This is a genomic window from Sedimentitalea todarodis (genome assembly GCF_032595355.1).
Taxonomy (GTDB): domain Bacteria; phylum Pseudomonadota; class Alphaproteobacteria; order Rhodobacterales; family Rhodobacteraceae; genus Sedimentitalea; species Sedimentitalea todarodis.
The window spans coordinates 237,798-263,860 of sequence record NZ_JASMWN010000003.1 but is presented as its reverse complement, the minus strand read 5'-3'; the positions used below and the strand labels follow the sequence as shown (position 1 = coordinate 263,860).

Here is a 26,063-nt window from a genome sequence, read left to right as displayed (position 1 = left end):
TCTGCCCGGTCATCCCTATATAGAGGCCACCGCGCCAGCAGAGGCTATCAAGTGATCCGTTTCGTCCTATCCTTCTTTGGAGCGATTTTTACGCTCGTGACCCTTGGGATCGCCGTGCTGGCCCTCAGCATCGGTGCGGTGTTCTGGATCTATGGGCGCGACTTGCCCAGCCACGAGTCGCTGGCGAACTACAAGCCCGCGACGATCAGCCGGATCTATTCCGGCGAAGGTCACATGATCGACGAATTCGCCAAGGAGCGGCGGCTGTTTGCCCCTGCGGACGAAATTCCGGAGCTTGTAAAGCAGGCCTTTATCTCTGCGGAAGACAAGAACTTTTACACGCATGCGGGCTATGACACGCGCGGCATCGCGGCGGCGGCGTTCGAGGCGGTGAAATCGCGCGGACAGAATGTGCGCGGTGCCTCGACCATCACCCAGCAGGTGATGAAGAACTTTCTGCTCTCGGCGGATCGCAAGATCGAACGCAAGATCAAGGAAATCATTCTCGCGGCGCGCCTTGAGGAAACCCTCGACAAGGAACAGATCCTCGAACTGTACATGAACGAGATCTTCCTGGGGCAGAATTCCTACGGTGTGGCGGCGGCCAGCCAGACCTATTTCAACAAGACGCTGGCCGAGCTTACGCCGCACGAGGCGGCGATGCTGGCCGCGATGCCGCAGGCTCCGAGCAAATACCACCCGGTTCTGGCCAAGGAACGCGTGACCCAACGGCGCGATTATGTTCTGCGGGAGATGAAGGAAAACGGCTATATCGATCAGGCCACGTATGAATACGAGGTGCAACAACCGCTACGGTCGGTGCAGAACGGCGATTTCGAAGGCTTCCGGACCTCGTTGCCACCGAGGGACTATTTCACCGAAGAGATCCGCCGCCAGCTGAAAGACGATTTCGGGGATGGCGAGTTCTTTACGGGCGGTTTCACCGTTCGCGCCACGATCGACGAGGAAATGCAGACGGTTGCCGCCGAGTCGTTGCGCCGTCAGCTTGAAAGATATGACCGTGGGCGCGGAATTTGGCACGGAACCGAGGACAATATTCCTGCCGAGAGCCTTACAGACGAGGCCAGCTGGCGCGAGGCGCTGCGCGGCGCGGACGTGCCTCGCGACGTCGTGCTGAATGGCCAGTGGTATCCGGCCGTGGTTCTGGAAATGGGAGCACAGGATGCCCGGATCGGCATCGAGGGTGTCGACGAGGACGCGGATGGTCATTGGATCGTGGCCAAGGACGTTCAATGGGCGCGAAAGCGCAATCGCGATGGCACGCTGGGCCGCAAGGCGCAGGTGGCGGATGATCTGCTGGATGTCGGCGACGTGGTGCTCGTGCGCGCGATGACCAACGACGATGACGGATCGTTCATCCGCTGGACCCTGCGTCAGGTCAGCGACGTTCAGGGCGGCTTCATGGCGATGGACGTCAACACCGGGCGCGTGCTGGCGATGCAGGGCGGATTCTCCTATCAGGATTCGGTGTTCAACCGCGCGACGCAGGCGCAACGCCAGCCCGGATCGAGTTTCAAACCCTTTGTCTACGCGGCGGCGCTGGACAGCGGCTATAGCCCTGCGACGATTGTCGTGGACGCCCCGATCGAAGTGAACACGCCCCAGGGTCTTTGGCGACCGCGCAACTCTTCAAACAAGTTCTATGGCCCGACGCCGTTACGGACCGGGATCGAACAGTCGCGGAACCTGATGACCATCCGTCTTGCGCAAGAGGTGGGCATGTATACGGTCGCCAATTACGCCGAGAAATTCGGCGTTTATGACGACATGGGTCCGTATCTGGCCAACGCGCTCGGCTCCGAAGAGACCACGCTCTACAAGATGGTGGCCGCCTATGCGATGTTCGCCAACGGTGGTGAGCGGGTCGAGCCGACGCTGGTTGACCGGATCCAGGACCGCTATGGCAAGACCATATACCGACATGACCAGCGCGACTGTGTCGACTGCAATTCCGCAGCGCTGCAACCCGGGTCGACGCCACGGATCGTGAGCGATCGCGAGCGGGTAATGGATGCGGTGACGGCCTATCAGCTGACGTCGATGATGAAGGGTGTGGTTGACCGCGGCACCGCGAGCGGTGTCGTCAAGCTGCCGGTTCCGACGGCGGGCAAGACCGGTACCACCAACGAGGCGCGCGATGTCTGGTTCATCGGATTCACCAGCAACATCGTGGCGGGCTGTTACATCGGCTATGACCGGCCGCGCCCGCTGGGGCGCAGTGCCTATGGCTCGTCGTTGTGCGGCCCGGTCTTTCAATCGTTCATGACCGAGGCGACCGAAAAATATGGCGGCGGTCCGTTCGAGGTGCCTCCGGGCGGCTACTTTATCAAGATCGACCGCTTCACCGGTGGAAGGCTGCCCGACAGTGCCAGCGGCCCCAACGTGGTTGCCGAGTATTTCCGGGATGGGACCCATCCTGACTTTGGCCGGACCTATGACGGTGGCTTTGCCATGGGCTCCAACCTTCCGCTGGTTGAAGGAGTCGGCGGCGGCGGGCGACAGGTCAAGACATCGACAGGTGGCACGGCGGTTGTCGGACCCAAGGCCAATTTCGGAACCGTAAGCTCTGGCGGGCTGTATTAACGCGGTTGCTGCAAGCTGCGCTTGCCGCTCCGGCGGGGCTGGTTTATCACCGGGTCTCACAGAGTGAACCGCTAGGATTGCCATGCGCGCCGAGACCCAGAATACCGTTGCCGAAATCGAGAAATCGCTGGAGCTGTTGGCGCAGCGGCTGGACTGGGAAACCGCGCCGCACCGGCTCGAGGAATTCAATGCGCGCGTCGAGGACCCCAACCTCTGGGATGATCCGGACGCCGCGCAAAAGCTGATGCGCGACCGGCAGATGCTGGTCGATGCGATGGAAACCTACGAGACGATCAAACGCGACATGTCTGACAATGTCGAGATGATCGAACTGGGCGAGATGGAAGACGACCAGGAAGTCGTGACCGATGCCGAGAAGGCGCTCAAGGCGTTGGCGGTCAAGGCCGCGCAGAAAGAGCTTGAGGCACTGCTTGATGGCGAGGCGGACGGAAACGATACATTCCTTGAGATCAACGCCGGGGCAGGCGGCACCGAAAGCTGTGACTGGGCGTCGATGCTGGCCCGGATGTATGTTCGCTGGGCCGAGAAAAAGGGCTATAAGGTCGAACTTCAATCAGAGAGCGCGGGGGACGAGGCAGGGATCAAGTCGGCGACCTACAAGATCAGCGGCCAGAACGCCTATGGGTGGCTGAAATCCGAGAGTGGCGTGCACAGGCTTGTGCGGATCAGCCCGTTTGACAGCGCCGCCAAGCGGCACACCTCGTTTTCATCGGTCTGGGTCTATCCGGTGGTCGATGACAACATCGAAATCGAAGTGAACGCCGCAGATATCCGCATCGACACCTATCGCTCTTCCGGCGCCGGTGGACAGCACGTCAACACCACGGATTCCGCTGTGCGGATCACCCACCACCCGACGGGAATTGTGGTGACGAGTTCCGAGAAGTCGCAGCACCAGAACCGCGATATCGCGATGAAGGCGCTGAAATCTCGGCTATACCAGCTGGAGCTCGACAAGCGGAACGCGGCGATCAACGAAGCGCATGAAAACAAGGGTGACGCGGGCTGGGGTAATCAGATCCGCTCTTACGTACTGCAGCCCTACCAGATGGTCAAAGACCTGCGCACCAATCATGAAACGTCAGATACCAAAGGCGTGTTGGACGGTGATCTGGACGGCTTCATGGGCGCGACACTGGCGCTTGACGTGACCGGCAAGAGCCGCGCAGAGGCGCAGGGCGCGGGCTGACGAGGCGAAAGTACCAAGCTTCATCTGGCGTCTCGGTCTCGGCTCGAACCAAAGCCGCAACGTGACCTCAAGACAACGTATTGGATGACCTAACGCTACGTTAATTACAATTCGCCGCATTTTTGTCATGGATCGTATCTATCTGTTTCTCGCCTGGATAGGAGAGCGTGACGCATGGCTACGGAAATCATCAATTCCAGACTGACCGAAACCTACTATTTTGATGCCAATGACACTGTCATCGTCAAGCAATCCGGTTCAGTGATTACGGATGAATGGCTTGGGATCACCAATCGCGAAGAGTCCGATATCGGTGTGAGTCTTCATGTCATGGGGCATGTTTCGGCTGATGGGGCCAGCATTGGTTTCGTTTCAGATCCTGGAACCGGGCTGGGAACGGGTGCACGGACCGATGTCAGCATCGGGGACACCGGATACGTTTCAGGCCAATTGGGCTTGCTGATCTATCAAGCGTTCGGTGCCGATGTTCGCGTTGCCGGACGTATTGACGGCAGTTACGGCGGCATCCAAACAGGTTCGCCTGATACCACCATCAGGGTTTCTGGAGAGGTGAATGGCTTCAGGTCCGGGATCCAGATATCCAGCCAGGGGACCGATCCTGATGGGCTTTGTTCGGTGTTCAATAGCGGCTCAATTACATCCGACGTCGGTGCGGCCATCGAAGTCTGGGATGCCGGAGGGGTGGTCCGCAATGTTTCGATCATTTCTGGAGCGGTGGGAGTTTGGTCCCTTGGCAATCAGTCACTTACGATCAGGAACGAAGGTACGATTTTCTCGGGTCTGGACAACGCAATAGAGCTCTATGACAGTGAAGAACTGGCGACCATCAACAATTCGGGTGTCATTGACGCCAAAGGGAATGCAGTTCACCTCGTACAGGTTGATGCACGTCTGATCAACTCGGGGACATTGACCGGAGATCGTGGCATCTGGATTGATGCCGATGGTGATTTGGTCCTGCGCAATTCCGGAATCGTCGCTGGCAACACAGAGGCGATGTTTGACCATGGGTGGGGTCAACGGGACGTGGTGAACAAGGGTCTGATCGCGGGTGATATCGAGGCGAGCCAGAGCGAAGGTGCTTACCAACTCATCAACCATGGGACCATCGCGGGTGATATCCGTTTCGGGTCTGATGGGGATTACTACAAGCTGACCCAATCTGGAATCATGACCGGCGAGGTTGACGGTGGATCGGGAGACGACACACTGATCGGCAATGACGGGGCCGATCGGCTTGCGGGGAACGCAGGCCGTGATTGGCTGCGTGGCCGGGATGGCGATGATACCTTAAACGGCGGCTCTGGCGAGGACCGGCTGCATGGCGGCGCTGGAAATGACATCATTGATGGTGGCATAGATAATGCGCCCGATGGCGGTGTTGCGGGACACACGGATCGGTTGACTGGCGGCGAGGGGGCCGACATCTTTGTGTTCGGCGAGAAAAGTGGCCGGGACCGGGTTGTCGATTTCGAAGATGGTACCGACATCCTGCGGCTGGACGGGCATGCCGGCGGGTTCGACGCGCTCACGATATCCGACCGGAACGGAAATCTGCTCGTGCATCATGACAACGGATCGATTGTATTGGTTGGGCAGGCCGGTCTGATGCTGACGCAGGCGGATTTTGAGTTTGGCTGAGCACAGGGCGGGCTGGATTCTCTGAACCTGCTCGCCATCCAATCCACGGCGACACTGGTGTTCTGGCGATGTGCGCCTTCTGAGGAGGGCCATGGGTGAATTGAATTCGCCTCCGTCCCTGACCGACACTGCCGCCAGATGTGCCTATATTGTAAGCGATATTTGTGCTACCTATTCGGCGCATTATTGCGTCTGAAGATTTTAAGGGGATATAGAAAATGACAGTCATCAATCCGGTCTTTGATGGGTCCACTCCGGTCGTGCGGCTTCCGGGTCAGCCTGATGTAACCTGGGATATTTCAAGTGGTTTCATGGGGTATTACAGTGCTTTCAATGGAACACCGGCGGATCCGTTGATCGCAAACGTCAGCCTGACGGGATCGAACTGGACCGTGGCCGCGATGCGGTTTGGCGCAAGTGCGTCGAATACCACCAACATCACGGACAGCGCGGGTGGTTCAAACCGTAGGATTGACTATCTGAAACTCGGCGACAATTCGGACGTCGACCTGATTTCGACACGGGTCAGGTATATCGACGGCGGTGAAGGTGCCAGACACGATATTCAACTCGGGTCGGGCAATACGGATTCTGTAAATCTCGGCGCCGACAAGAACTTTGTGATTACGGGCTCTGGCTATGTCGGAAACATCGATATCTGGAACGGCCGTGGGATTATCACGATCACCGGCAACGCAGGAAGTGTCGATACACACAGCAGGAATGACAGGATTACGGTTGATGGCGGGAATCTCTCCTATGCCATCGTGCAGGGTGGCGCAGACACCGTCATGGTCCAGAATGGTGGATATCTCGGAACCGTGAGTGATTCCAGCGGGCGGGGCACATTTACCGTTTCTGGAGATAGCAGCATTCAGACCCTCAACGCCCAAGACGGAAACAAGACCGTGACAATGAATGATACGTCGCGCATTCAACAGATGAGACTGGGAAACGGCGATCATACAGTGACCACCGCTGACCGATGGGTGGATAGTCTGGTGACATGGGACTCCAGCAATACCGTGACCATCGGCACCGGCGGAATTGCGTCGATGGTGTTTTACAGTGAGAACGGAGAGACGCATACGATCACGGCGAATGGGTATGTCGGCAGCCTCGACACGACCGACCGGCGCAACGACCCCGATGATGATCAGGGTGCGGATGTGACACTGAACACATTCGCGGGATCGATCCGTCTTGGCAATGGCGATGACACCGTTCAGACCGGGGATGGTGAAAGCGGTTGGGTCGAACTGATCTCTACCTTCGGCGGCAATGACGTGGTGACACTCGGCTCGGGTGGGGCAGGTGCAGTGCACGCCAGCCGGGGTGACGACAGAATCAACGTCAAAGAACTGTTCTACAACGAAGAAGACGACGGTGTCGCCATACGCGGTGGCAGCGGAACCGACACGCTGAGTTTTTCGGCGTTTTCCGAAGGGGTCGCCTTCAGTCTTGAGGAGGATGGCAGATTTCAGGAAGTTGCAACCGATGCCGGGTACTTCAGCGAGGTAGGCATTGAGAACCTGACCGGAACCGCGAGTGCTGACACGTTGACCGGTGATACAGGACGGAATGAACTTATCGGCAGGGGTGGTGCGGATATCATCCTGGGTGGTGGCGGAAATGATACGATCAAGGGTTATGCCGGAAACGACACGCTCTATGGCCAGGCTGGCAGGGATACCGTGACAGGCGGTTCCGGAAGGGACACCATCGATGGCGGTTATGGCAACGACACGCTGAGCGGAAATGGGGGGGCCGACATCTTCGTGTTTGGCAACAACAGCGGCACCGACAGAGTCCTGGATTTTGTCGACGGCCCCGACACGCTGCGCCTCGTGGGGCATACTGGCGGTTTTGGTGACCTGACGTTTTCAAACGCCAATGGGAACCGCGAGATTGAGCATGATAACGGCACAATCGTCCTGGTGGGGCAGGCCGGTCTGGTGTTGACGCAGGCGGATTTTGATTTCGTTCTCGCCTGACCGTGTTGTGCAAGTGCAATCAGGGGCTTGCAAGACATAGGGCAGAGGGTAGGCTGGTCTCATCGTGAACCGAGGAGCCGCGCAGATGACCCTGACCCAGCGATCCGCAAAGAGCTTGCTCGCTGACCTGTCAAACGGTTCCCTGTCGGCGGTCGAATTGATGCAGGCGACGCTTGCGCGGATTGATGCGGTCAACGGCAAGGTGAATGCGATCGTGGGGTTGCGCGATCCGGATGCCCTGCTTGCAGAGGCGCGCGAGAAGGACCGCCGACCAAGCCGTGGTCCACTGCACGGCCTGCCGATTGCGGTCAAGGATTTGGTCAATGTCGCCGGGATCCTGTCGACCCACGGATCGCCGATATTTGCCGACGCCGTGCCAGAGAAAGATGATCTGATTGCAGAGCGGATGCGGGCGGCGGGTGCCATCCTGATCGGCAAGACCAATACGCCTGAATTCGGACTCGGCAGTCACACGTTCAACCCTGTTCACGGTGCGACCCGAAACCCCTATGACACGTCGCGCAGTTGCGGCGGCTCGTCCGGAGGAGCTGCGGTGTCGCTCGCCGCTGGCATGACGGCCTTGGCGGATGGATCGGACATGATGGGCAGCCTGCGCAACCCGGCCGCCTGGAACAATGTCTACGGGTTCAGGCCAAGCTGGGGCCGGGTGCCCTCGGAACCGGTTGGCGATACGTTCCTGCATCAGTTGTCGACACTTGGACCAATGGGACGCAGCCCTGAAGATGTGGCGATACTGTTGGATGTGGTTGCGGGGCCGGATCCGCGGCAACCGCATGGGCTGGCGGCGGACCCCGTGGCCCCACTGGCGCATCTCGACCCCAAGGGGTTGCGGATTGGATGGCTGGGCGATTGGGATGGTGCCTTTCCGATGGAAGACGGCATTCTTGACCTATCGGCAGATGCGCTGAGCGTGATGGAAACGCTCGGGTGCATCGTGGAACCCGTAGCCGCCCCGTTTTCCGCAGATGCGATGTGGCAAAGCTGGATCGACCTGCGGTCATGGCAGGTATCAGCCGGGCTTGCTGCGCATCTTGCCGAGGGCGCGAAACTGAAGGAAAGCGCGATCTGGGAAACAGAGCGGGGGCTGGCGCTGACCGCGATGGATGTCCACAGGGCAAGCATTGTCCGGTCGGAATGGTTCAAGGCCGCAGCAGCCCTCTTTGAAACCTATGATGCGTTGATCCTGCCGTCTGCACAGGTCTGGCCGTTCGATGGGGATATCCCATATCCGACCAGTATAGCCGGCCATTCCATGGACACCTACCATCGCTGGATGCAGGTGGTCGTGCCCATCAGCCTGATCGGGCTGCCGGCGCTCGCGGCCCCTGCAGGCTTTGGGCCCCAGGGGCTTCCGATGGGGGTCCAGATTTTCGGACCGCGCGGCAGCGACGCAAGACTACTCGCCCTTGGCGCGGCCTATCACGCGGCGACGGATTGGCCGCAACATCTACCGCCCCTATAGGGCCAGGCATTTCGGGGAGGAAGCAGGATGGCGACACAACTCGAGCACGGAGCTCCACCATTGCAACCGGTGTCGGGCGATATCCTGCGCACTGCACTTGCACGCGGTTGGCAGGATTTTCGACGGGCACCGGTTTACGGGCTGGCCTTTGCCGGGTTCTACGTGATGGGCGGGTGGCTCATGGCGCTGATCACGGCGCAGACACAAACGACGTTCTGGCTGGTGCTGGCAGCGATCGGATTTCCCTTGATCGGACCATTCGCGGCAGTGGGGCTGTACGAGGTGTCCCGTCGACTGGAAAAGGGCATTCCACTGGATTGGGGTGGGGTGCTCGGCGTTGTCACCCACCAGAGCCGGCGCCAGTTGCCATCGATCTGCGCAATCATCATCGTGGTGTTCCTGTGGTGGTTCTTTATCGGCCACATGATTTTCGCGCTCTTCCTGGGTCTGTCGACGATGACCAATATTTCGAGCTCGTTTGACGTGTTCCTGACCGCGAACGGATTGACGATGCTGGCGGTCGGAACGGTGATTGGTGCGCTATTCGCGCTTCTGCTCTACATGATCACGGTGCTTTCATTGCCGTTGTTGCTGGATCGCGAGGTTGATTTCGTCACCGCGATGATCACCAGTTTCAAGTACGTCACGGCCAACCCGTTGCCAATGCTGGCCTGGGCGGCATTCATCGCGATTGCAACATTTGCGGCGCTGTTGCCGTGGTTTCTCGGCTTGTTTCTGGTGTTGCCGCTCTTGGGGCACGCGACATGGCACCTCTACGATCAGCTCAAGGAGGGTGCTGCGGCCTAAAGCGTTCGGCGTTAAACCTGAGTCACCTAACGCTGCCTGAAATCATAGATTTCAACGCGTTAGGTGACACCAGATGATCCAAGTTAAACGCGAATCGCTCTACGACGACTCGCGGCCGTCGGCAATCAGCCGGGCGCGCAGGTCGGGCGCAGCGGGATGGTCCTGTTCCAGGGCAAACACATAGGCATGGGTGAGGTAGAACCCCGCCGCCTCAGGCGTGTCGGCAGTTTCGGCGGCCTCGCGGTAAAGAGCGACAAGCGCGCGGTGATCGCGCGCCGCGTGCGCCGCCAGCAACCGCGCGTCAAGTTCGCTCATTCGGCGGCCCGGGACTGCGCGCGATGGGTCTCAATCTTGCTGGCCACCCAATCGTGAAACAGGTGCGTCGGCCCGTCCATCGCCGGAGAAAACCGCCCACCGTCAAAGCCGGGTGCCTGCCGACCGCGTTGCATGCCCTCGACAACAAAGATATCCTCTTCGAACACCGTTTTCCATTGCTGGGCATTGCGGGCGCGCAGCCCTTCGTCGGTGGCCGGTTGGGTATAGAAAAGGTGCACATGCTCGATGGTGTGACCGACGCCATCGGGAACTAGGATGATGGCAAAGGCGTGATCACGATGCACGCCCAGCAGTACGTTGGGATAGGCGGCGATGTATTCGGCGGCCGTATCCCATTTGTCGGTCAGCCCGTCAAAATCGGGAAAGACGTCGCCGTTTTCGTTGCGGATTTGGCGGTAGACCAGCGTCCCCTGTCCGGAATACTCTCCCTGTTTCTCGATATGATAGTGATCTTCAAGGCGGGAATAGCTGTTCAGACCGGGGTGTACCCAGGGCAGATGATAGCTCTCGCAATAGTTTTCGATGGCGAGCTTCCAGTTGCAGTGCACCTCCAGCTGAAAGCGGCTCTCTGCGCCACCATGAAATAGGGGCTTGTCAAACTCGGACCAGCGGTCCAGCAGGTCCGACATGGCGTCCTCGAACGCAGGCGCATCGCCGGACAGGTTGATCCAGACAACGCCGAACCACAGGTGGCTGCGTACCTCGATAAGCCCGAGGGTGTCGCGATCAATGTCCGCATGGGTGTTCAGGCCGGGGCCACCAACGTGGGGCGTACTGACCAGGCGACCGTCGGTGGCATAACACCAGCTGTGATAGGGGCAGCGGATCGCGCCTTCGATCTTGCGCGGCTCTGCGACAAGGATCATGCCCCGGTGCCGGCAGGTGTTCTGAAAGACCCTGACATCGCCCTGTTTGTCGCGGATCAGAAGCAGAGGCATGCCGAGAAAGCTGATCGGAACGGCATCGCCCGCTTCTGGAACATCGAATGCGGTGGCCAAACCGGCCCATTGCGAGAACAACAGCGCCTGTTTCTCTTCCTCGAACACGTCGGCGTCAATGTAGTGGGCGTTTGGCAGGCCCTGTGCATTCTGAATTGGGCGGCGAACGGCGGACAGGTCCGAGAGGGGCTGGGGCATGGGGCACTCCTTGGCTTGCCCACCTGCCGTACACGCAAGGGTATCGCGTCTCCGCTCTCTCTGCGACGAAAGTTATCTCACCGCGACACCAATCTGCGGAAATCGGCCTCGGGCCGTCAGCGAAACGGATCGTTGGGCTGCAAGAGGCGGCGATGGAAGGGCAGGAGTTCGTCTTCGGTCTTGAACCCCGTAGTGCGCGCGGCTTCCAGAACATCGCCCCAGGTCCCTTCTAGATGCTCGTAGACCATGCGTGTCACCCGGGTGCCGGTGGTGCTCTCTCGCACCGTGCGTGTCACGTATCCGACCCAGAAGTTGTTCTCGAACGAGGCAACACGCGCCAGATAGTTGAACGAACTGGTCATCGCCTTCCGGCGCGAGATCATCAATGCGACACCGTCATCCTGGCGAATCACGTATCCCCGGAACTCGCGCGCTTTCGCGTCTATCGGTAGCCCTTGCTGCCGCATTGCTTCGCGGGCCTCGTAACCGCGGACATAGACGTGTTCGGCGTGGCGGAACACGTGCACAAGGCCAACAACGAATTGGCTTTCATTGACGAAACTGCGTCGTGAAAACCGGTAGAATCCACTGGGGAAGTTCTCGTCACTTACTTCGTTCACACCAGGCCCGGTAAAGTTTGCGAGCACCGGACCATTGAGAATCGACCCGCTGGTGTCGAGGTTGTCGACAGGATCCAGTAGGATGCGGGCATCCACCTGGAAGAACGCACAAATCCGATCGAGCACGTCCGGACGCGGAAAACTCTCGCCTGAAAGATAGCGATTGAACTGGGTCCGATTGATTCCAAGCTGACGGGACAATTCCGAGATAGAAGAATAGCGTTTGGACAACGTGCGCAGGTTTGCGCCAAACATGTTGCGCAGTTCAGCCGGAGATCGTGTCGATTTGGACATAGAGCCTCCAATAGTAATGTGCGCTTGCACATAAGTGCCTACAAGACTGGCATATGGAAACACCAAACTTGGGATTGATTTTTCGTTTTTGACGCCAAGTCGCATCAATTGTGACGCCAATATGGGTCATCAAGCTACTTGTTCAGACACAAATTGCAAGAGTGCGACGCCAGGTTTTCCATGTCTGATTGTAAAGAATTGCCTCAAACTTGGTTTAGAGAGATTAAGTGGGAAAAATCATGTTTGGTGTAGTGCTCTGGTGTGACGAGGAAGACCACAAGGCGGTTATTTGGTGCGAAGATCATGGTGATCTCGCATTTTATCGATCGCCCAGTGAAGTGCAGTCTGTTTCTATGGATGCAGGTGACTGGGTTGAATTCGACCTGTCCATGGATCGGAACATGCGGTTCGCGCACAATCCCAGATTGATCGCGGAAGGCGTGTTTCCGGAGTTGCCGGAATCGCTCGAGACTGTCGGAAACATACAGGTTTCTCCTGCCGCGCAAGCGCAAAAACATCGTGGATCGGCCGAGATCATACCATTTGCGGCAACACTTCAATCGGGACGCGGCCAGCGTCGCACTGCCACTGCAAGCCGCGCCTGAGACCACTGATCATTTCTGACTGCTGTCGCGAGTGTTCAAGACGGGCGCGGGCCCGCCTGAACAATTGCATCATCAGTCGCCGCGCAGCAGGGCTGCGATGCCAGTGCGCGCAATTTCGGACAGACCCAGTGGTCGCATGAGATCGGCAAACGCATCGATTTTTTCCGGCGCGCCGGTGATCTCAAAGACAAAGCTCGTCAGGGTGCTGTCAACAACGTTGGCGCGGAAGATATCGGCAAGCCGTAGTGCCTCGACACGCTTTTCCCCATCTCCGACGACCTTGAGCATGGCCAGTTCCCGCTCAACGGATGCCCCTTCGACGGTCAGATCGTGCACCTCGCGAACCGATACGATGCGTCCCAATTGCGCCTTGATCTGTTCGATGACCTGTGGCGTGCCGGTGGTGACGATGGTGACCCGGCTCAGGTGGCCGGTGTGATCGACTTCGGCCACTGTCAGGCTTTCGATGTTGTACCCGCGGCCCGAGAACAGCCCGATGACCCGGGCCAGCACGCCGGGTTCGTTTTCGACCAGGACGGCAATGGTGTGACGTTCCTGCGTATCGGAAAAGGTCGGGCGCAGGTTGTAGGCCGAATGCTTGGTCGCGCCTTTTTTGATGTGTAGGGCAGACATGGTGTCTTTCTCCTGAGATGTTCCGCATGCCAGGCGCGTCGCCGTGCCTGACCACCGTTATCCGGCAAGGTCCCTAAACCAGAACCGCGCCGCCGGCCTGAATCACGCCTTGGGTTTCCGCTTCGCCCAGAAGCATTTCATTATGCGCTTTGCCTGAGGGAATCATCGGAAAGCAGTTTTCGTGCTTTTCGACGAGACAGTCAAAGATCACCGGGCCATCGTAATTGACCATTTCCATGATCGCATCGTCCAGATCGGCCGGATCCTTGCAGATGATCCCCTTGGCGCCAAACGCTTCGGCGAGTTTCACAAAATCGGGCAGGGCCTCGGACCAGCTGTGCGAATACCGCTCGCCATGCAGCAGTTCCTGCCACTGGCGAACCATGCCCAGACGCTCGTTGTTCAGGATGAACTGCTTGACGGGTAGCCGGTATTGCACCGCCGTTCCCATTTCCTGCATGTTCATGAGCCAGCTTGCCTCGCCGGCGACATTGACCACGAGACTGTCGGGATGGGCCATTTGAACGCCGATCGACGCAGGAAACCCATAGCCCATGGTGCCAAGTCCACCGGATGTCATCCAGCGGTTGGGTTCTTCAAAGGTGAGATACTGCGCCGCCCACATCTGGTGTTGACCAACCTCGGTGGTGATATAGCGGTCCATGCCCTTGGTCAGCGCTTCGAGGCGGGACACGGCGTGCTGTGGCCTGATCACCTTGTCGTTGGGCGTATACGCGAGGCATTCGACCTTGCGCCATTCGTTGATCTTCATCTGCCATTTGGCGACGGCTTCGGCGTTTGTCTTGCGACCGCGCGACTTCCAGACCTTCAGCATGTCCTCGAGAACATGGCCGACATCGCCGACGATCGGAATATCGGTCTTGATCACCTTGTTGATCGAGCTGGGGTCGATGTCGATATGCGCCTTGATGGATTTCGGGCTGAATGCGTCGATCCGCCCGGTGATCCGGTCGTCGAACCGCGCCCCGATATTGATCAGCAGGTCGCAATCATGCATCGCGAGGTTGGCCTCGTAGAGACCGTGCATCCCGAGCATTCCAAGCCAGTTCTTGCCGCTGGCCGGGTAGGCGCCCAGACCCATCAGGGTCGAGGTGATCGGAAATCCGGTCGCGTCCACGAGTTCACGCAAGAGCTGGCTTGCCGCCGGACCCGAGTTGATCACGCCGCCGCCGGTGTAGAATATGGGGCGCTTGGCCTTTTCCATCGCCGCGACCAGTTCGGTGATCTCTTCGAGGTCGCCCTTGACCCGCGGCTGGTAGTGAGACGCGGTGGGCGATGGCTTGGTATACGTACCGGTCGCAAACTGCACGTCCTTGGGGATGTCTACCAGCACCGGGCCGGGACGGCCGGATGTGGCCACGTGAAAGGCCTCGTGAATAACGCCGGACAATTTGTCGGTGTCTTTCACCAGCCAGTTATGCTTGGTGCAGGGGCGGGTTATGCCAACTGTGTCAGCTTCCTGGAACGCATCCGATCCGATCATGAATGTCGGCACCTGGCCGGTGAAAACCACGATCGGGATGCTGTCCATCAACGCGTCGGTCAGCCCGGTGACCGCATTGGTGGCACCCGGTCCGGACGTCACCAGGACAACGCCCGGCTTGCCGGTGGCGCGGGCATAGCCTTCGGCCGCGTGAACAGCGCCCTGTTCGTGGCGCACCAGCACGTGCCGGACATCGTTTTGCTGGAAAACCTCATCATAGATGGGGAGCACAGCGCCGCCTGGGTATCCGAAAACCGTGTCCACGCCCTGATCCTTCAGCGCCTGCACCAACATCTTTGCTCCGGTCATTTCACGTGTCATCTGTTTTTGCTCCATCCGAGACAACGTCCTGCGCACAAAAAAGCCCCCGTTTTGGCGGGGGCGCATGGGTCGAAATATGGTTTACCGTCACCGGCCCATGCGCGTGGTTCCTGCGATTACGACTAGGCGTGACATAGTCACCGCTCCTTTTCATTCTGCGGGGACATTAGGTTCGCAAAACAGGGGCGTCAACCGCCAAATGTCGTGTAATCACACCTCAACATGAGGTCACCTGCGGCGTTTTGTTGCGTCTGGTTGGGGTCTTGCGAAATAAAACAATCAATTTCACTCGCACCAGGACCGTTTGTAACATTGGCTTTGTTTGTGGCGGTGTCGCCGGTATTGGGACGGAAACTGCCCCGGATACCGCAAATGCACGGCGTAGCCGTTGTGTGAATCCCGTCGGGACATGGACGACTCCGACGGTGAGTGGTGTCAGAGCCGGGTAGGGCGACCGTCCGGCAGGCTGATATTCGCAACCTGTTCAGCGATTGGGTCAGTAGAGAGCGGATGGGTGTCGGCGCTGAATTCCCTCGGGTTTGAGACCGATTTCCACTCGCCGCCAATATAGACCTCAAGACCCGAGAACTTGGCCTTGTATCCCATTTTCTGACTGCCCGGCACCCAGTACCCCAGATAGACATAGGGAAGGTTGGCATTCCGGGCGATTTCAATGTGATCCATGATCATATGCGTGCCCAGGCTATCCTGAAGCCTGTCGGGCGCATAAAACGAATAGACCATGCTCAGCCCGTCTTCGAGGACATCAGTCAGGCTGACCCCGACAAGCGCGTCTGCCTCGCGGTCGCTGTATTCGATGACCCGGCTGCGAATGGGGGTCTCCTCGATCATGGCCGAGAACTCGAAAACGTCCATGTCCGCCATGCCGCCATCCGCGTGTCGCGCATCGAGGTAGCGACGGAACAGGTCATACTGCTCTTCTGTTGCCCAGGGCGAGGTCGCGTGCCGAACCAAACCTGCGTTTCTGCGTGCGGTACGCTTCTGGCTCTTGGTGGGTTTGAAACGCGTGATGTCGATTCGGGCGGAGAGGCAGGCCGAGCATTCCGCACAGGAGGGCCGGTAGAGTACGTTTTGCGAGCGCCGGAAGCCCTGCTGGCTCAACCCGTTATTGAGACGATCGGCATTGTCACCTTGCAACGAGGTGAACAGCTTACGCTCCATCCTGTCCTCGAGATAAGGGCAGGGTTGAGGTGCTGTCACATAGAATTGTGGCGCAATGGGCAGGGTATGTCGCATGAATGGTCCGCGGTTGCTTTCACCAAAATGATAACAACCGATCTCTGGGTCGCCAAGAGTGGAATTAGGCGCGCAGTTCAGACCTTCGGTTTAGGGCAACCGTGCCCAGAACGGCGTCGGTCAGGCCCTGACCCCGTGCGCCGGTCAGCATCATGACGATGGAAATCACCTGCAGGATCGGGAGGGCAATGCTGACGGTGTAGCCCGCAGTATGGGCGAGCGCCATCGGCAGATCGAACTGGTTTCCGTCGGCGGTCCGGAACTCGATGCCGACAAACCGCATGCCCCAGGTCGCGGACCCGTTCGCCATGGTGACCACGCGATAGCAGAAGCTAAGGACGATCCATAGGACACCAAAGAAAAATGCGCCAACAAAGACGGTCAGCAAAACGGCAACGAGGCACATCAGCAGCACGAGGAACGTATCTATGATCCATGCGAGCAGGCGCTTGAACGGAACAGAGGAATAAAACTCCGGCTGGCGGTCCGGATCCGGCAGATTGTACATCGCAAATACCCTGAATTGACAGTCAGAACGAGACCTGCCCCCGGGTTCAGGCGGGGACAGGTGGTGTGATATCAGGCTGCTTCGCCGTCGTCACGGTCGCGGTTGGCCTGCTTGGCGCGTTCGTCCATGAACTGGTCGAACTCGGCCTTGTCCTTGGCTTCACGTAGACGTTCGAGGAAGGATTCAAAGTTGTTCTGTTCCTCTTCCAGGCGGCGCAGGGTTTCCGTCTTGTAGGCGTCAAATGCGCTGTTTCCTGTCGAGGACGACACGGTCATGCGATTTTGTTTCCACGAAGTGCGGCGGCTGCAGGATTTGCTGAACATGCGTTTGCTCCAGATCATGTAGAAAAGAAAGGCGAGGCCAACGGGCCAGAAGAACACAAAGCCAAGGACCATTGCTGCGATCCAGGCTCCTTTGCCCTTGCTGTCAAGCCAGGACTCGGCGCGGGAAAACCAGCCCGGATGGGACGTGGCGGGAACGGGTTCGGTCATCATGGTCATGGTCGTCTCTCTCCTGAAGGTGTTTCAATGTGAATGTCTTTCACATCACCAAGATCGGGATTGAGGTGCGTTATTGCAAGGCCATATGTGAATGTTTTTTACATTAACTTAATTTATGCAGTAAAGTCAGATAGTTCTGAATGGGAGATTCTTTTCAAATCGGCCGGGGAAATGCGAAAAACATGATGCGGAGTCCCTGCTGCCGCCCAGATCTCTTCGAATTCCAGCAACCTTGGGTCCATGAAGGCGCGGATCGGGTTGAGGTGTCCCACCGGCGCGACCCCACCAATTGCAAACCCTGTTTGCGCGCGGATCAGCGCCGCATCTGCCTTGCCGAGGGGTTCGCCAGCCACAGCGGCAGCCTTGCGTTCATCGACCCGTTTGCCGCCTGCGGTCAGAAACAGGATGGCGTCGGTGCTGTCCTGTCCCTGAAAAATGATCGATTTGGCAATCTGGTCAATCTCGCACCCGATGGCGCGGGCCGCATCAAGTGCCGTGCGGGCCAGTTTGGTTTCTTGTATCTCGGGCGCGAGTCCAGCGACCCTAAGGGCGGCGCGGACACGTCTCATACTTTTGCTCATGGCGCGTACCCTGACCTCATAGGGTCGAGATCCGCAAGCCGTTCCTGCATTGACGCGCTCGCCGCCCGGCTTCACTCTGCGTTCATGTCATTGTGCAAGAACATAACCCGCATGCCACGCGCCTATGATCGCGACCTCGGGGCCGAGGCCCGCGCCGCTGTGCCGGGGGCCTCTGGTGATCTGGCGTCCTTGATCGAAGGCGCGGCCGGCAGCAGCCCCTATCTGCGGGCGCTGATCGCACGCGAAGCAGATTGGCTGATCGAGGCCGCAGATGATCCTGACGCCGCGATTGCGGCCTGTATTGCGGACATAGCCGCGTTGCCGCCAAACCAGCTCAAGAGCGGATTGCGGCAGGCCAAACGCCGGGTCGCGCTGATGACGGCACTGGCCGATCTGGCCGGAGTATGGCCCTTGGAGCGGGTGACCGGAATTCTCACCGATCTGGGCGGACAGGTCTGTGATGCGGCGATCAAGTCGGAAATCGCGAACCTGATCCGGCGCAAGAAACTGCCGGGACTGACCGAGGATGATGTAGCAACTGCCGGTGGGCTGTTTGTGCTGGCGATGGGCAAGATGGGCGCGCATGAACTGAACTATTCCTCGGACATCGACCTGATTTGCCTGTTTGACGAAACGCGCTTTGATCCTGATGACTTCTACGAGGCACGTCAGGGCATGGTCCGGGCGACGCGCAATATGTGCAGTCTTCTGAGCGAACGCACGGCCGAAGGCTACGTGTTTCGCACTGATCTGCGCCTGCGTCCCGATCCGGCAGTCACTCCTGTCTGCATGGCGGCGGAGGCGGCCGAGAGGTATTACGAGAGCCTTGGTCGCACATGGGAACGCGCCGCCTATATCAAGGCGCGGCCCGCGGCGGGCGACATTGCAGCAGGGGAGCGGTTCCTGAATACGCTTACCCCGTTTGTCTGGCGTCGGCATCTGGATTTTGCGGCCATCCAGGACGCCCATGACATGCGCTTGCGCATTCGCGAGAACAAGGGCACCGGTAGGGCGCTTTCGGTGCCCGGTCACGACATGAAACTTGGACGGGGTGGCATTCGCGAGATTGAGTTCTTCACCCAGACACGCCAGTTGATCGCCGGGGGAAGGGATGTCGGCCTGCGGCAGCGCGAAACCGTGGCCGGTTTGGCAGCACTTGCCGAGAAGGGCTGGATTCCCCCCGATGTCGCAGTGCAACTGAGCGATCACTACCGCGCCCATCGCGAGGTCGAACACCGGATTCAGATGGTCAATGATGCGCAGACCCACAAGGTGCCGCAATCTGACGAGGGGATTTCCCGCATTGCCTGTCTGATGGATACGACGCCCACCGATTTGCTGGCGAGCATCGGGCAGAGGTTGGGCGAAGTTCACGCATTGACCGAGGACTTCTTTGCGCCGGATCATGCGCCACCCCCTGCGCAGGCGCCGGTCGATTTCGATGCCAGTATTCTGGCGCGCTGGCCGACCTATCCCGCGCTTCGGTCGCAACGGGCGCAACAGATATTCGAACGTCTCAGGCCCGAACTTCTGGTGCGGCTGGGGCGGACGTCAAAGCCCGAGGAGGCGTTGCTTGCCCTGGATGGATTCCTGTCTGGTCTGCCTGCGGGCGTCCAGTTATTCTCCCTGTTTGAAGCCAATACCCAACTGATCGACCTGCTGGTTGATATCGTCGGCACATCACCGGCCCTGGCGGGGCATCTGTCGCGCAATGCAGGGGTCTTTGATGCCGTGATCGGCGGTGACTTCTTTTCCGACTGGCCGGGTTTCGAAGCGCTTGAGGCCGAGTTGAAGCGGCTGTTGCGGGAAGAGCCCGACTATGAAACCCAGCTGGACACCGCGCGCCGGTGGAACAAGGAATGGCATTTTCGTATTGGTGTACATCACTTGCGAGGTCTTGTTGATGCCGAAACGGCAGGGGCGCAATATGCGGATCTCGCGAGGGCGGTGATTGCCGCGCTCTGTCCTCTGGTGGTCAGGCAATTTTCCGTCAAGCATGGCCCGCCGCCGGGGCGCGGTGCATCCGTGCTCGGGATGGGCTCGCTCGGCGCGGGGCGATTGAATGCCATGTCCGACCTTGATCTGATCGTGATATATGATCCGCAGGATGTGGATGCGTCGGATGGTCGGCGCCCGCTGGCAACACGCACCTATTTTGCGCGGATGACACAGGCGTTGATCACCGCGCTGACCGCACAGATGTCACAGGGGCGCCTGTACGAGGTCGACATGCGCCTGCGCCCTTCGGGAAGCCAGGGTCCGGTCGCGACCAGCTGGTCGAGCTTTCAAAACTATCAAGAGGACGAGGCATGGGTCTGGGAGCATCTCGCGCTGACTCGCGCGCGCGTGATCGCGGGGGTTGAGGAACTGGCGGATGATATCGAAGCCTTCCGCAAGGCCATTTTGTCAACGCGTCGGGATCGCAAACAAGTGCTGAACGAAGTTGCCGAAATGCGCAAGAAGATCGCGGGAGCCAAATCGCCAGAGGGTGTGTGGGATGCCAAGATCGGTGCGGGCCGGATGCAGGATATCGAACTCGTTGCGCAGGCCGGTGCCTTGCTGTCCGGTTCCGGGGCGCGCGACGTGGCCTCGGGATTGCAAGGGGCGGTGGATTGCGGCTGGATGGATGCAGAGAACGCGGCACAGTTGAATGTCTGCTACGATCTTTGCTGGTCGGTGCAGACCTCCGCGCGCCTGCTTTCGGGTCAAACCCTGAAATTGGCGGATCTGGGCGAGGGTGGGGCTGCGTTCTTGTGTCGAAGCACGGGATACGACACGCTGGAGGCGTTGAGCGAGGCACTTGAAACCGCATACACAGAGGCCGCCGCTGTGATCGGGTCTCTGTTGCCGTCAGAGGAAGAGCCATGAAATCACGCGGCGAAATGGATCCAAAGGGCCTGATCTTTGAAGCCTACCAGATCGAAAATATCAGCGCTGCCGAATGCCGGTCGATCTTTCTCGACTGGGCGCTGAGCCTTCCGGAAGACAGCGAGACCGGCGCCGCGCTGCGCCACCTCATCGCGCAATATGCCGATCCTGCGCCGGATCATCCGATGTCAGCAGTCCTGCGCGACGGGCTGACCTCGATTGCATCGCCGCGGCGGCGGGGGGGATGGCGCTCGCGCCCGAGAAACTGAAGGCTGGCGTTCCGTCATCGCGCTGCAACCTCTGTTATAGCGCAGATGATGCGGCTATGAGGGCGTCATGACACTATCCTTGCCAACACCCGACCTGCCGCGCGTTCGCCTGAAACCCAAGGCAAATGCCCGTGGGATTCGTCATGGTTTCCCCTGGGTCTATGCCAGTGACCTTGTAACAGACCGGCGCACGCGTGCCTTGAACGCAGGCACCATTGCGGTGCTTGAGGATGACAAGCGCAGTCCGCTGGGCCTTGTCGCCGTTAATCCGGACTCAAAGATCATTTGCCGGATGCTTGAGCGCGACATATCCGTGCCCCTGGACAGGAGGTGGTTCGGACTGCGCCTGGCCAAGGCATTGCAACTGCGGGAACGACTGTTTCGTGATCCGTTCTATCGTCTTGTGCACGCCGAGGCCGACGGCCTGCCCGGTGTCATCATCGACCGGTTTGGTGACATCTGCGTGGTGCAACCCAACGCCGCCTGGGCCGAAATGCATCTTGAGATGCTGACCGAGGCCCTGATCGAAACCACCGGTGTCGGGACCGTTCTGAAGAACGCCAGCGGACGGACGCGGACGCTTGAGGGGCTGGACGATCTGTCGGGTGTGCTGCGCGGATCGGCTCCTGACGCACCTATCCCGGTTCCGATGAACGGGGCAATCTATATGGCCGATCTGACGGGCGGGCAGAAAACCGGATTGTTCTTTGACCAGCGCCCAAATCATGCCTTTGCAGCACGGCTTGCATCCGGTGCGCGGGTTCTCGACGTGTTTTCCCATGTCGGCGGCTTTGCCCTTGCCGCGCTGGCCGGTGGTGCCGCGCGCGCGCTCGCGGTCGATGGCTCGGCCCCGGCCCTTTTGCTTGCCGAGCAGGGCGCGGCAGCAGCCGGAATGTCGGAGCGGTTCGCAACGCGGCAGGGGGATGCGTTTGACGTTCTCACGGCACTTGGTGCCGAAGGGGCACAGTTCGACATTGTGATCTGCGATCCTCCGGCGTTTGCGCCGTCAAAATCCGCGCTCGAACCCGGTTTGCGCGCTTACGAGCGTCTCGCGAAACTGGCCGCGCCGCTGGTCGCCGATGGTGGATATCTGTGCCTGTGTTCCTGTTCCCACGCCGCTGATCTTGGCCGGTTTCACGCGGCAAGTGCGCGTGGTATCGGTCGTGCCGGGCGGCAGGCGCAGCTGATCCATACGGGGGTTGCCGGCCCGGATCATCCGCAACTTCCGCATCTTGCGGAAAGCGGTTATCTCAAGTCATTGTTCTTTCGCCTGTGAAAATCGTTATCGACACCTGCGTGCTCTATCCGACCGTGATGCGCGAAGTGCTGCTGGGGGCCGCTGGGGCCGGGCATTTCGTGCCGGTGTGGTCCGCGCGGATTCTCGAGGAGTGGGCGCGGGCCGCCGTCAAGCTGGGACCAGACGGCGAGGCGCAGGCGCGTGCGGAAATCGCCCTGCTGCGCAACGCCTGGCCAGATGCAGAATGCCCGCCCGCACCGGGATTGGAACAGCGATTGTGGCTGCCCGATGCGGCCGATATCCATGTCCTTGCCGTTGCGGTCGCGAGTTCATCGGATGCGATCATGACCCTGAATGCCAAGGATTTCCCGCGACGCGCGCTGGACGAGCAGGGTCTGAAGCGTCTGGATCCGGATGGCTACCTGCTGTCTCTCTGGCAGATCGATCCGGACGGCATCACGGAAGTTGCCGAACGCGTCCTTGTCGAGGCCCGACGATTGTCCGGCGACAATTGGGAAATGCGATCGCTCCTGAAAAAGGCAAGACTGCCGCGATTGGCCAAAGCAGTGACGAAGTGATCGCGACCTCAGCTCGGGGCGTGCCACTTGCGCTCCAGTTGTTCGAGCGCCTCGATCCGCTGATCGGTATGCGGGTGGCTCAGCAACCAGGCCGGGGCCATGCCGGCCCGTTTTTCTGTCAGCGCGTCCAATTTGCGAAACAGCGATTTCTGTGGCTCGACACCTATTCCCGCCTTGGTCAGCAGGGCGGCGGCATAGGCATCAGCCTCGTACTCATCCGAACGGGACAGCCCGGCGGCAAGCAAGCTGGTCAACATGTTGGCAATCCAGATCCCGATAAAGGGGATGAACCGTCCCAACACCATGACCAGCGCTGTGCGCAAGGCGTTCTGGCCTGAAAAGTCGATCATGCGCCGCCGGGAATGACCCAGGGCGACATGTCCCAGTTCGTGGGCGATGACGCTGGCCATTTCTTCGCCGGTCACCTCACCGTTCTGAAACTTGCGATAGAACCCGCGCGTGATGAAAATCCGCCCGTCGGGCGCAGCCAGACCGTTGACCGGGTCGATCTCGTAGACATAGACCGGAATCCGGTGCAGATCGAGTGAGGCGGCGAGCCGGTCGGTCAGTCGCTTGAGGTGTGGATCAGCAAGTTCGGTCGATTTCTGGTCAAGTTCCTTGCCCGTCCGCCAGACAGAGAAGCGATACATCGCCAGGGCATACAGAATCGCCAAGAGGATCGGTGTGAACTTCAGCATACTATAGATATGGCCACCGGTGCACGTTTCGGCAAGGGATCAGCAGGTGATCAAAGCAGTTGCATGCCGCGACAGCCGCTCTGCACCTGTTGCGGTCACACGCACGCTGTGGCCGAGGCTCATGGCCAACCCCGCATCGCTGTCCATCAGGATCATGTGCAGGAAGAAGACCTGATTTTCCTGCATGAGCAATGGGTTGCCCTCGTAGAACATCGGAAAATCGACCCAGATCGGCGTATAGACCGCACCCATGCCATAGCCACAGGCCTGCAATCGGGATGTGCCGAACCCATGCGCATCAAAGACGCGGGCATGGGCGTCATAGACATGTCCCATCGGGTTGCCGGGGCGAATGGCGGCTTCGCAGGCGGCGAGCGCTTCTTCGGTGGCGTCGTGCATTCGGAGTTGGCGTGGATCGGGCGTACCGATGACAACCGTGCGCATCATCGCCGCGTGATACCGGGCATAGGCGCCCGACCATTCCAGCGTGAGTTGGTCGTGAGCATCCAGATGTCTGCGACCTGAGTAATAGCGGCAGAGCAGGGCACCGGGACCCGAGCCAAGGATGAACTCATTCCCGGCGTAGTCGCCGCCGCCTCTGAAGACTGCGCCCTGCATCGCAGCAAGAATGTCACCTTCGAATGCGCCTGCACCGGTGATCACGATCGCGGCGTCCAGCGCATCATCGGACAGGTTCGCAGCCCGGCGGTGCATGGCAATCTCGGCGGGCGACTTCACCCGGCGCAGATCCCGGATCAGCGAAGAGGCATCGATCAGATCGGGGAGTACCGCGCGCAGCAACTGGCCATTGGCATCGGTCAGACCGGCTGTCTGGCTTTCAAATCCCAAACGCCCGTGCGCCACGCCCAGATCGGCCAGCAGGGACCGGAGATTGTCCGCAGGCATCGCCCCCTGATGTTCCGGCCAGACGTGAATGTGATCATCTGGCAGCGTCGAGGTCAGCTTTGCCTGACGCAGATCCGGCAGGCGGGTCAGGAGATGCAGATCGCCTGCGGCCGTCAGAACGAGGCACTGAAACATCGCGAAACCGAAGGTGTCATATCCGCAAATCCATAAATGACTTTCCGGCGCGAACATCAACAGCGCGTCAAGCCCGGCATCCTCTACCGCGCGCGTGGCTGCGGTCTGGCGGGCAGCATATTCGGCGGTGTCAAAGTGCAATGGCATCAGGTGTCCCAACTGGCTGGCATCCGGACCGGGCCGCGAAAGGCCCAGCCAGAAAACGGAACATCGCCCGTGATTTTCAGGTTTTTCAGATGCTTGAACACCAAAGGCAATGCAACTTCGGCAATCAGGGACCGCGACGCCGCGGCACCTGCGCAGAAATGCGGTCCGGCCCCAAAGCTGATCGCGGCCTGTGTGTTGCGGGTGATGTCGAACCGGTCTGGATCATCAAAGTGAGCCTCATCGCGGCAGGCGGAACCGAACATCAGAAACACCTTGTCGTCCGGCTCGAACGTCACGCCCTGAACGGTATCAGACCGGGCAACGCGACGGGGTGACATGCCAATCGGGCTGTTCCAGCGCGCATATTCGGCGAACGCCTGAGCAAACTGTGCCTGTCCATCACGGATCAATTGCAGTTGTTCGGGGTGGGTCAGCAAGGCCCAGATCGTTCCCGCGATGGCGTCGCGGGGTTCATTCTGTCCGCCCGAAATGATCAACTTGATGTTCGCACGAATGTTCGGATCAGCGAGCCCCGCCTGTCGCTGCACCTCCAGCGCCGAACGGGGCGGAGGAGCGTCTTGCATGCGGTCGATATGGACGTCGATCAGCGCCGTCGCGGCGTTGCATCGTGCGGTGACATGCGGGTCGCCCGCATAATTGGCGCAGCCATCGATCATCGCCTGGCTGACCCCGTCCATTTCAGCCGCCTGCATTTCGGTCAGCCCGGTGATCGCCTTGAGCGCTTCGGCGGAAACGGGCATCGCATAGTCCCTGACGAGATCGCAGCGGCCTCTGGGCTGCAACTCTCGCAGGATCGACAGCGCCGCGCGCTGGAAGATCGGTTTCCAATGATCCTGTACCGTGCGCGGGCTGAGTGCAGGGAACAGGATGCGACGTTCCTGCTGGTGCCGTTCCCCATCCTTGCGCATCATGTTCTCACCCATCAATCGGGTCATCAGCCCGTCGGGCTGCACCGAAGAGAACACATCGATCCGTTTTTCCTGGGTGTGGATGTCATCGCGCCGCGTGATCAGCGTTGCTCCCAGTTGCGGCACATATGTAATGGGCGCATTGTGCCGCATCTGCGCGAGCGCCGGGTAGGGATCAGCGGTGAAGGCTTTCAGATCGATGTCGGTGATCGGTGCGTCGGACATGCGAACAGCCTAAGCA

Annotated in this window: 23 protein-coding genes; 11 read left to right on the top strand and 12 right to left on the bottom strand. The window is 59.5% G+C overall.

All coding sequences use genetic code 11. The features are described 5' to 3' along the window. Window positions 1–51 precede the first annotated feature (51 nt). The 6 genes from QO231_RS06060 to QO231_RS06035 all read left to right on the top strand — a co-directional run bounded on the left by QO231_RS06060 (window position 52) and on the right by QO231_RS06035 (window position 9,760). On the top strand, window positions 52–2,604 hold the full coding sequence (locus QO231_RS06060; RefSeq protein ID WP_316774298.1) for a penicillin-binding protein 1A: 2,553 nt from the start codon (window positions 52–54) through the stop codon (window positions 2,602–2,604). Window positions 2,605–2,686: 82 nt separating this feature from the next. Then, complete coding sequence (gene prfB / locus QO231_RS06055; protein WP_316774297.1) at window positions 2,687–3,814, top strand: peptide chain release factor 2; 1,128 nt, start codon at window positions 2,687–2,689, stop codon at window positions 3,812–3,814. Window positions 3,815–3,988: 174 nt separating this feature from the next. After that, entirely contained in the window at window positions 3,989–5,476 is a 1,488-nt protein-coding gene (locus QO231_RS06050) for a calcium-binding protein (protein WP_316774295.1), read from the top strand. 218 nt (window positions 5,477–5,694) lie between these two features. Next, window positions 5,695–7,470, top strand: coding sequence for a hypothetical protein (locus QO231_RS06045; protein ID WP_316774293.1), 1,776 nt, complete (start codon window positions 5,695–5,697; stop codon window positions 7,468–7,470). Window positions 7,471–7,555: 85 nt separating this feature from the next. Next, entirely contained in the window at window positions 7,556–8,953 is a 1,398-nt protein-coding gene (locus tag QO231_RS06040; RefSeq protein ID WP_316774291.1) for an amidase, read from the top strand. Between the two features lie 27 nt (window positions 8,954–8,980). Next, a complete protein-coding gene (locus QO231_RS06035) occupies window positions 8,981–9,760 on the top strand; it encodes a DUF2189 domain-containing protein (protein WP_316774290.1) in 780 nt (259 codons plus the stop codon). A gap of 99 nt (window positions 9,761–9,859) precedes the next feature. On the opposite strand, the gene QO231_RS06030 is transcribed toward QO231_RS06035, so the two are convergent. The 3 genes from QO231_RS06030 to QO231_RS06020 all read right to left on the bottom strand — a co-directional run bounded on the left by QO231_RS06030 (window position 9,860) and on the right by QO231_RS06020 (window position 12,146). After that, complete coding sequence (locus QO231_RS06030) at window positions 9,860–10,075, bottom strand: hypothetical protein (protein ID WP_316774288.1); 216 nt, start codon at window positions 10,073–10,075, stop codon at window positions 9,860–9,862. Further along, window positions 10,072–11,232, bottom strand: coding sequence for an aromatic ring-hydroxylating oxygenase subunit alpha (locus QO231_RS06025; RefSeq protein ID WP_316774286.1), 1,161 nt, complete (start codon window positions 11,230–11,232; stop codon window positions 10,072–10,074). Before QO231_RS06025 ends, QO231_RS06030 begins: the two co-directional genes overlap by 4 nt. A gap of 116 nt (window positions 11,233–11,348) precedes the next feature. Next, complete coding sequence (locus QO231_RS06020; protein WP_316774284.1) at window positions 11,349–12,146, bottom strand: helix-turn-helix domain-containing protein; 798 nt, start codon at window positions 12,144–12,146, stop codon at window positions 11,349–11,351. Window positions 12,147–12,385: 239 nt separating this feature from the next. Between QO231_RS06020 and QO231_RS06015 the strand changes: the two genes are divergently transcribed. After that, complete coding sequence (locus tag QO231_RS06015; protein WP_316774282.1) at window positions 12,386–12,751, top strand: hypothetical protein; 366 nt, start codon at window positions 12,386–12,388, stop codon at window positions 12,749–12,751. A gap of 72 nt (window positions 12,752–12,823) precedes the next feature. Here QO231_RS06015 and ilvN read toward each other — a convergent pair whose 3' ends face one another. The 6 genes from ilvN to QO231_RS05985 form a co-directional block, all read right to left on the bottom strand. Then, window positions 12,824–13,384 carry an acetolactate synthase small subunit gene (gene ilvN, locus QO231_RS06010; protein WP_316774280.1) on the bottom strand — a complete coding sequence of 187 codons (561 nt, stop codon included), beginning with the start codon at window positions 13,382–13,384 and terminating at the stop codon, window positions 12,824–12,826. A 73-nt stretch (window positions 13,385–13,457) separates the two neighbouring features. Further along, window positions 13,458–15,209 (bottom strand): acetolactate synthase 3 large subunit, encoded by a 1,752-nt coding sequence (locus QO231_RS06005; protein WP_316774277.1) that lies wholly within the window; start codon window positions 15,207–15,209, stop codon window positions 13,458–13,460. A gap of 435 nt (window positions 15,210–15,644) precedes the next feature. Further along, window positions 15,645–16,466 carry an arginyltransferase gene (locus QO231_RS06000; protein WP_316774275.1) on the bottom strand — a complete coding sequence of 274 codons (822 nt, stop codon included), beginning with the start codon at window positions 16,464–16,466 and terminating at the stop codon, window positions 15,645–15,647. Window positions 16,467–16,530: 64 nt separating this feature from the next. Then, entirely contained in the window at window positions 16,531–16,974 is a 444-nt protein-coding gene (locus QO231_RS05995) for an RDD family protein (protein WP_316774273.1), read from the bottom strand. Window positions 16,975–17,045: 71 nt separating this feature from the next. After that, window positions 17,046–17,474 carry a DUF2852 domain-containing protein gene (locus tag QO231_RS05990; protein WP_316774271.1) on the bottom strand — a complete coding sequence of 143 codons (429 nt, stop codon included), beginning with the start codon at window positions 17,472–17,474 and terminating at the stop codon, window positions 17,046–17,048. Window positions 17,475–17,587: 113 nt separating this feature from the next. Further along, window positions 17,588–18,055 carry a YbaK/EbsC family protein gene (locus tag QO231_RS05985; protein ID WP_316774269.1) on the bottom strand — a complete coding sequence of 156 codons (468 nt, stop codon included), beginning with the start codon at window positions 18,053–18,055 and terminating at the stop codon, window positions 17,588–17,590. 84 nt (window positions 18,056–18,139) lie between these two features. Here QO231_RS05985 and QO231_RS05980 point away from each other — a divergent pair, with 84 nt between their 5' ends. The 4 genes from QO231_RS05980 (at window position 18,140) to QO231_RS05965 (ending at window position 23,007) form a co-directional block, all read left to right on the top strand. After that, window positions 18,140–20,923: a [protein-PII] uridylyltransferase family protein gene (locus tag QO231_RS05980; RefSeq protein WP_316774268.1), complete on the top strand. Its 2,784-nt coding sequence runs from the start codon at window positions 18,140–18,142 to the stop codon at window positions 20,921–20,923. After that, window positions 20,920–21,192, top strand: a complete 273-nt coding sequence (locus QO231_RS05975; RefSeq protein ID WP_316774266.1) for a hypothetical protein — start codon at window positions 20,920–20,922, stop codon at window positions 21,190–21,192. Before QO231_RS05980 ends, QO231_RS05975 begins: the two co-directional genes overlap by 4 nt. Window positions 21,193–21,259: 67 nt before the next feature. Beyond that, a complete protein-coding gene (locus tag QO231_RS05970; protein ID WP_316774264.1) occupies window positions 21,260–22,468 on the top strand; it encodes an RSP_2647 family RNA methyltransferase in 1,209 nt (402 codons plus the stop codon). Beyond that, entirely contained in the window at window positions 22,465–23,007 is a 543-nt protein-coding gene (locus tag QO231_RS05965; RefSeq protein ID WP_316774262.1) for an RSP_2648 family PIN domain-containing protein, read from the top strand. Before QO231_RS05970 ends, QO231_RS05965 begins: the two co-directional genes overlap by 4 nt. Window positions 23,008–23,015: 8 nt before the next feature. On the opposite strand, the gene QO231_RS05960 is transcribed toward QO231_RS05965, so the two are convergent. From QO231_RS05960 to QO231_RS05950, 3 genes are read right to left on the bottom strand one after another with little or no spacing between them, the layout of a single operon-like run. Continuing rightward, on the bottom strand, window positions 23,016–23,705 hold the full coding sequence (locus QO231_RS05960) for a M48 family metalloprotease (RefSeq protein WP_316774261.1): 690 nt from the start codon (window positions 23,703–23,705) through the stop codon (window positions 23,016–23,018). Between the two features lie 39 nt (window positions 23,706–23,744). Further along, entirely contained in the window at window positions 23,745–24,893 is a 1,149-nt protein-coding gene (locus tag QO231_RS05955; protein ID WP_316774259.1) for a M24 family metallopeptidase, read from the bottom strand. Next, complete coding sequence (locus QO231_RS05950; protein WP_316774257.1) at window positions 24,893–26,047, bottom strand: cytochrome P450; 1,155 nt, start codon at window positions 26,045–26,047, stop codon at window positions 24,893–24,895. The genes QO231_RS05955 and QO231_RS05950 overlap by 1 nt, the downstream gene beginning before the upstream one ends. Window positions 26,048–26,063 lie beyond the last annotated feature (16 nt).

Excerpts from the sequence above, each read along its gene's own strand:
- prfB (WP_316774297.1), top strand. The coding sequence starts at position 2,687 with ATGCGCGCCGAGACCCAGAATACCGTTGCCGAAATCGAGAAATCGCTG.
- QO231_RS06050 (WP_316774295.1), top strand. The coding sequence starts at position 3,989 with ATGGCTACGGAAATCATCAATTCCAGACTGACCGAAACCTACTATTTT.
- QO231_RS06045 (WP_316774293.1), top strand. The coding sequence starts at position 5,695 with ATGACAGTCATCAATCCGGTCTTTGATGGGTCCACTCCGGTCGTGCGG.
- QO231_RS06040 (WP_316774291.1), top strand. The coding sequence starts at position 7,556 with ATGACCCTGACCCAGCGATCCGCAAAGAGCTTGCTCGCTGACCTGTCA.
- QO231_RS06035 (WP_316774290.1), top strand. The coding sequence starts at position 8,981 with ATGGCGACACAACTCGAGCACGGAGCTCCACCATTGCAACCGGTGTCG.
- QO231_RS06030 (WP_316774288.1), bottom strand. The coding sequence starts at position 10,075 with ATGAGCGAACTTGACGCGCGGTTGCTGGCGGCGCACGCGGCGCGCGAT.
- QO231_RS06025 (WP_316774286.1), bottom strand. The coding sequence starts at position 11,232 with ATGCCCCAGCCCCTCTCGGACCTGTCCGCCGTTCGCCGCCCAATTCAG.
- QO231_RS06020 (WP_316774284.1), bottom strand. The coding sequence starts at position 12,146 with ATGTCCAAATCGACACGATCTCCGGCTGAACTGCGCAACATGTTTGGC.
- QO231_RS06015 (WP_316774282.1), top strand. The coding sequence starts at position 12,386 with ATGTTTGGTGTAGTGCTCTGGTGTGACGAGGAAGACCACAAGGCGGTT.
- ilvN (WP_316774280.1), bottom strand. The coding sequence starts at position 13,384 with ATGTCTGCCCTACACATCAAAAAAGGCGCGACCAAGCATTCGGCCTAC.
- QO231_RS06005 (WP_316774277.1), bottom strand. The coding sequence starts at position 15,209 with ATGACACGTGAAATGACCGGAGCAAAGATGTTGGTGCAGGCGCTGAAG.
- QO231_RS06000 (WP_316774275.1), bottom strand. The coding sequence starts at position 16,466 with ATGCGACATACCCTGCCCATTGCGCCACAATTCTATGTGACAGCACCT.
- QO231_RS05995 (WP_316774273.1), bottom strand. The coding sequence starts at position 16,974 with ATGTACAATCTGCCGGATCCGGACCGCCAGCCGGAGTTTTATTCCTCT.
- QO231_RS05990 (WP_316774271.1), bottom strand. The coding sequence starts at position 17,474 with ATGACCATGATGACCGAACCCGTTCCCGCCACGTCCCATCCGGGCTGG.
- QO231_RS05985 (WP_316774269.1), bottom strand. The coding sequence starts at position 18,055 with ATGAGCAAAAGTATGAGACGTGTCCGCGCCGCCCTTAGGGTCGCTGGA.
- QO231_RS05980 (WP_316774268.1), top strand. The coding sequence starts at position 18,140 with ATGTCATTGTGCAAGAACATAACCCGCATGCCACGCGCCTATGATCGC.
- QO231_RS05975 (WP_316774266.1), top strand. The coding sequence starts at position 20,920 with ATGAAATCACGCGGCGAAATGGATCCAAAGGGCCTGATCTTTGAAGCC.
- QO231_RS05970 (WP_316774264.1), top strand. The coding sequence starts at position 21,260 with ATGACACTATCCTTGCCAACACCCGACCTGCCGCGCGTTCGCCTGAAA.
- QO231_RS05960 (WP_316774261.1), bottom strand. The coding sequence starts at position 23,705 with ATGCTGAAGTTCACACCGATCCTCTTGGCGATTCTGTATGCCCTGGCG.
- QO231_RS05955 (WP_316774259.1), bottom strand. The coding sequence starts at position 24,893 with ATGCCATTGCACTTTGACACCGCCGAATATGCTGCCCGCCAGACCGCA.
- QO231_RS05950 (WP_316774257.1), bottom strand. The coding sequence starts at position 26,047 with ATGTCCGACGCACCGATCACCGACATCGATCTGAAAGCCTTCACCGCT.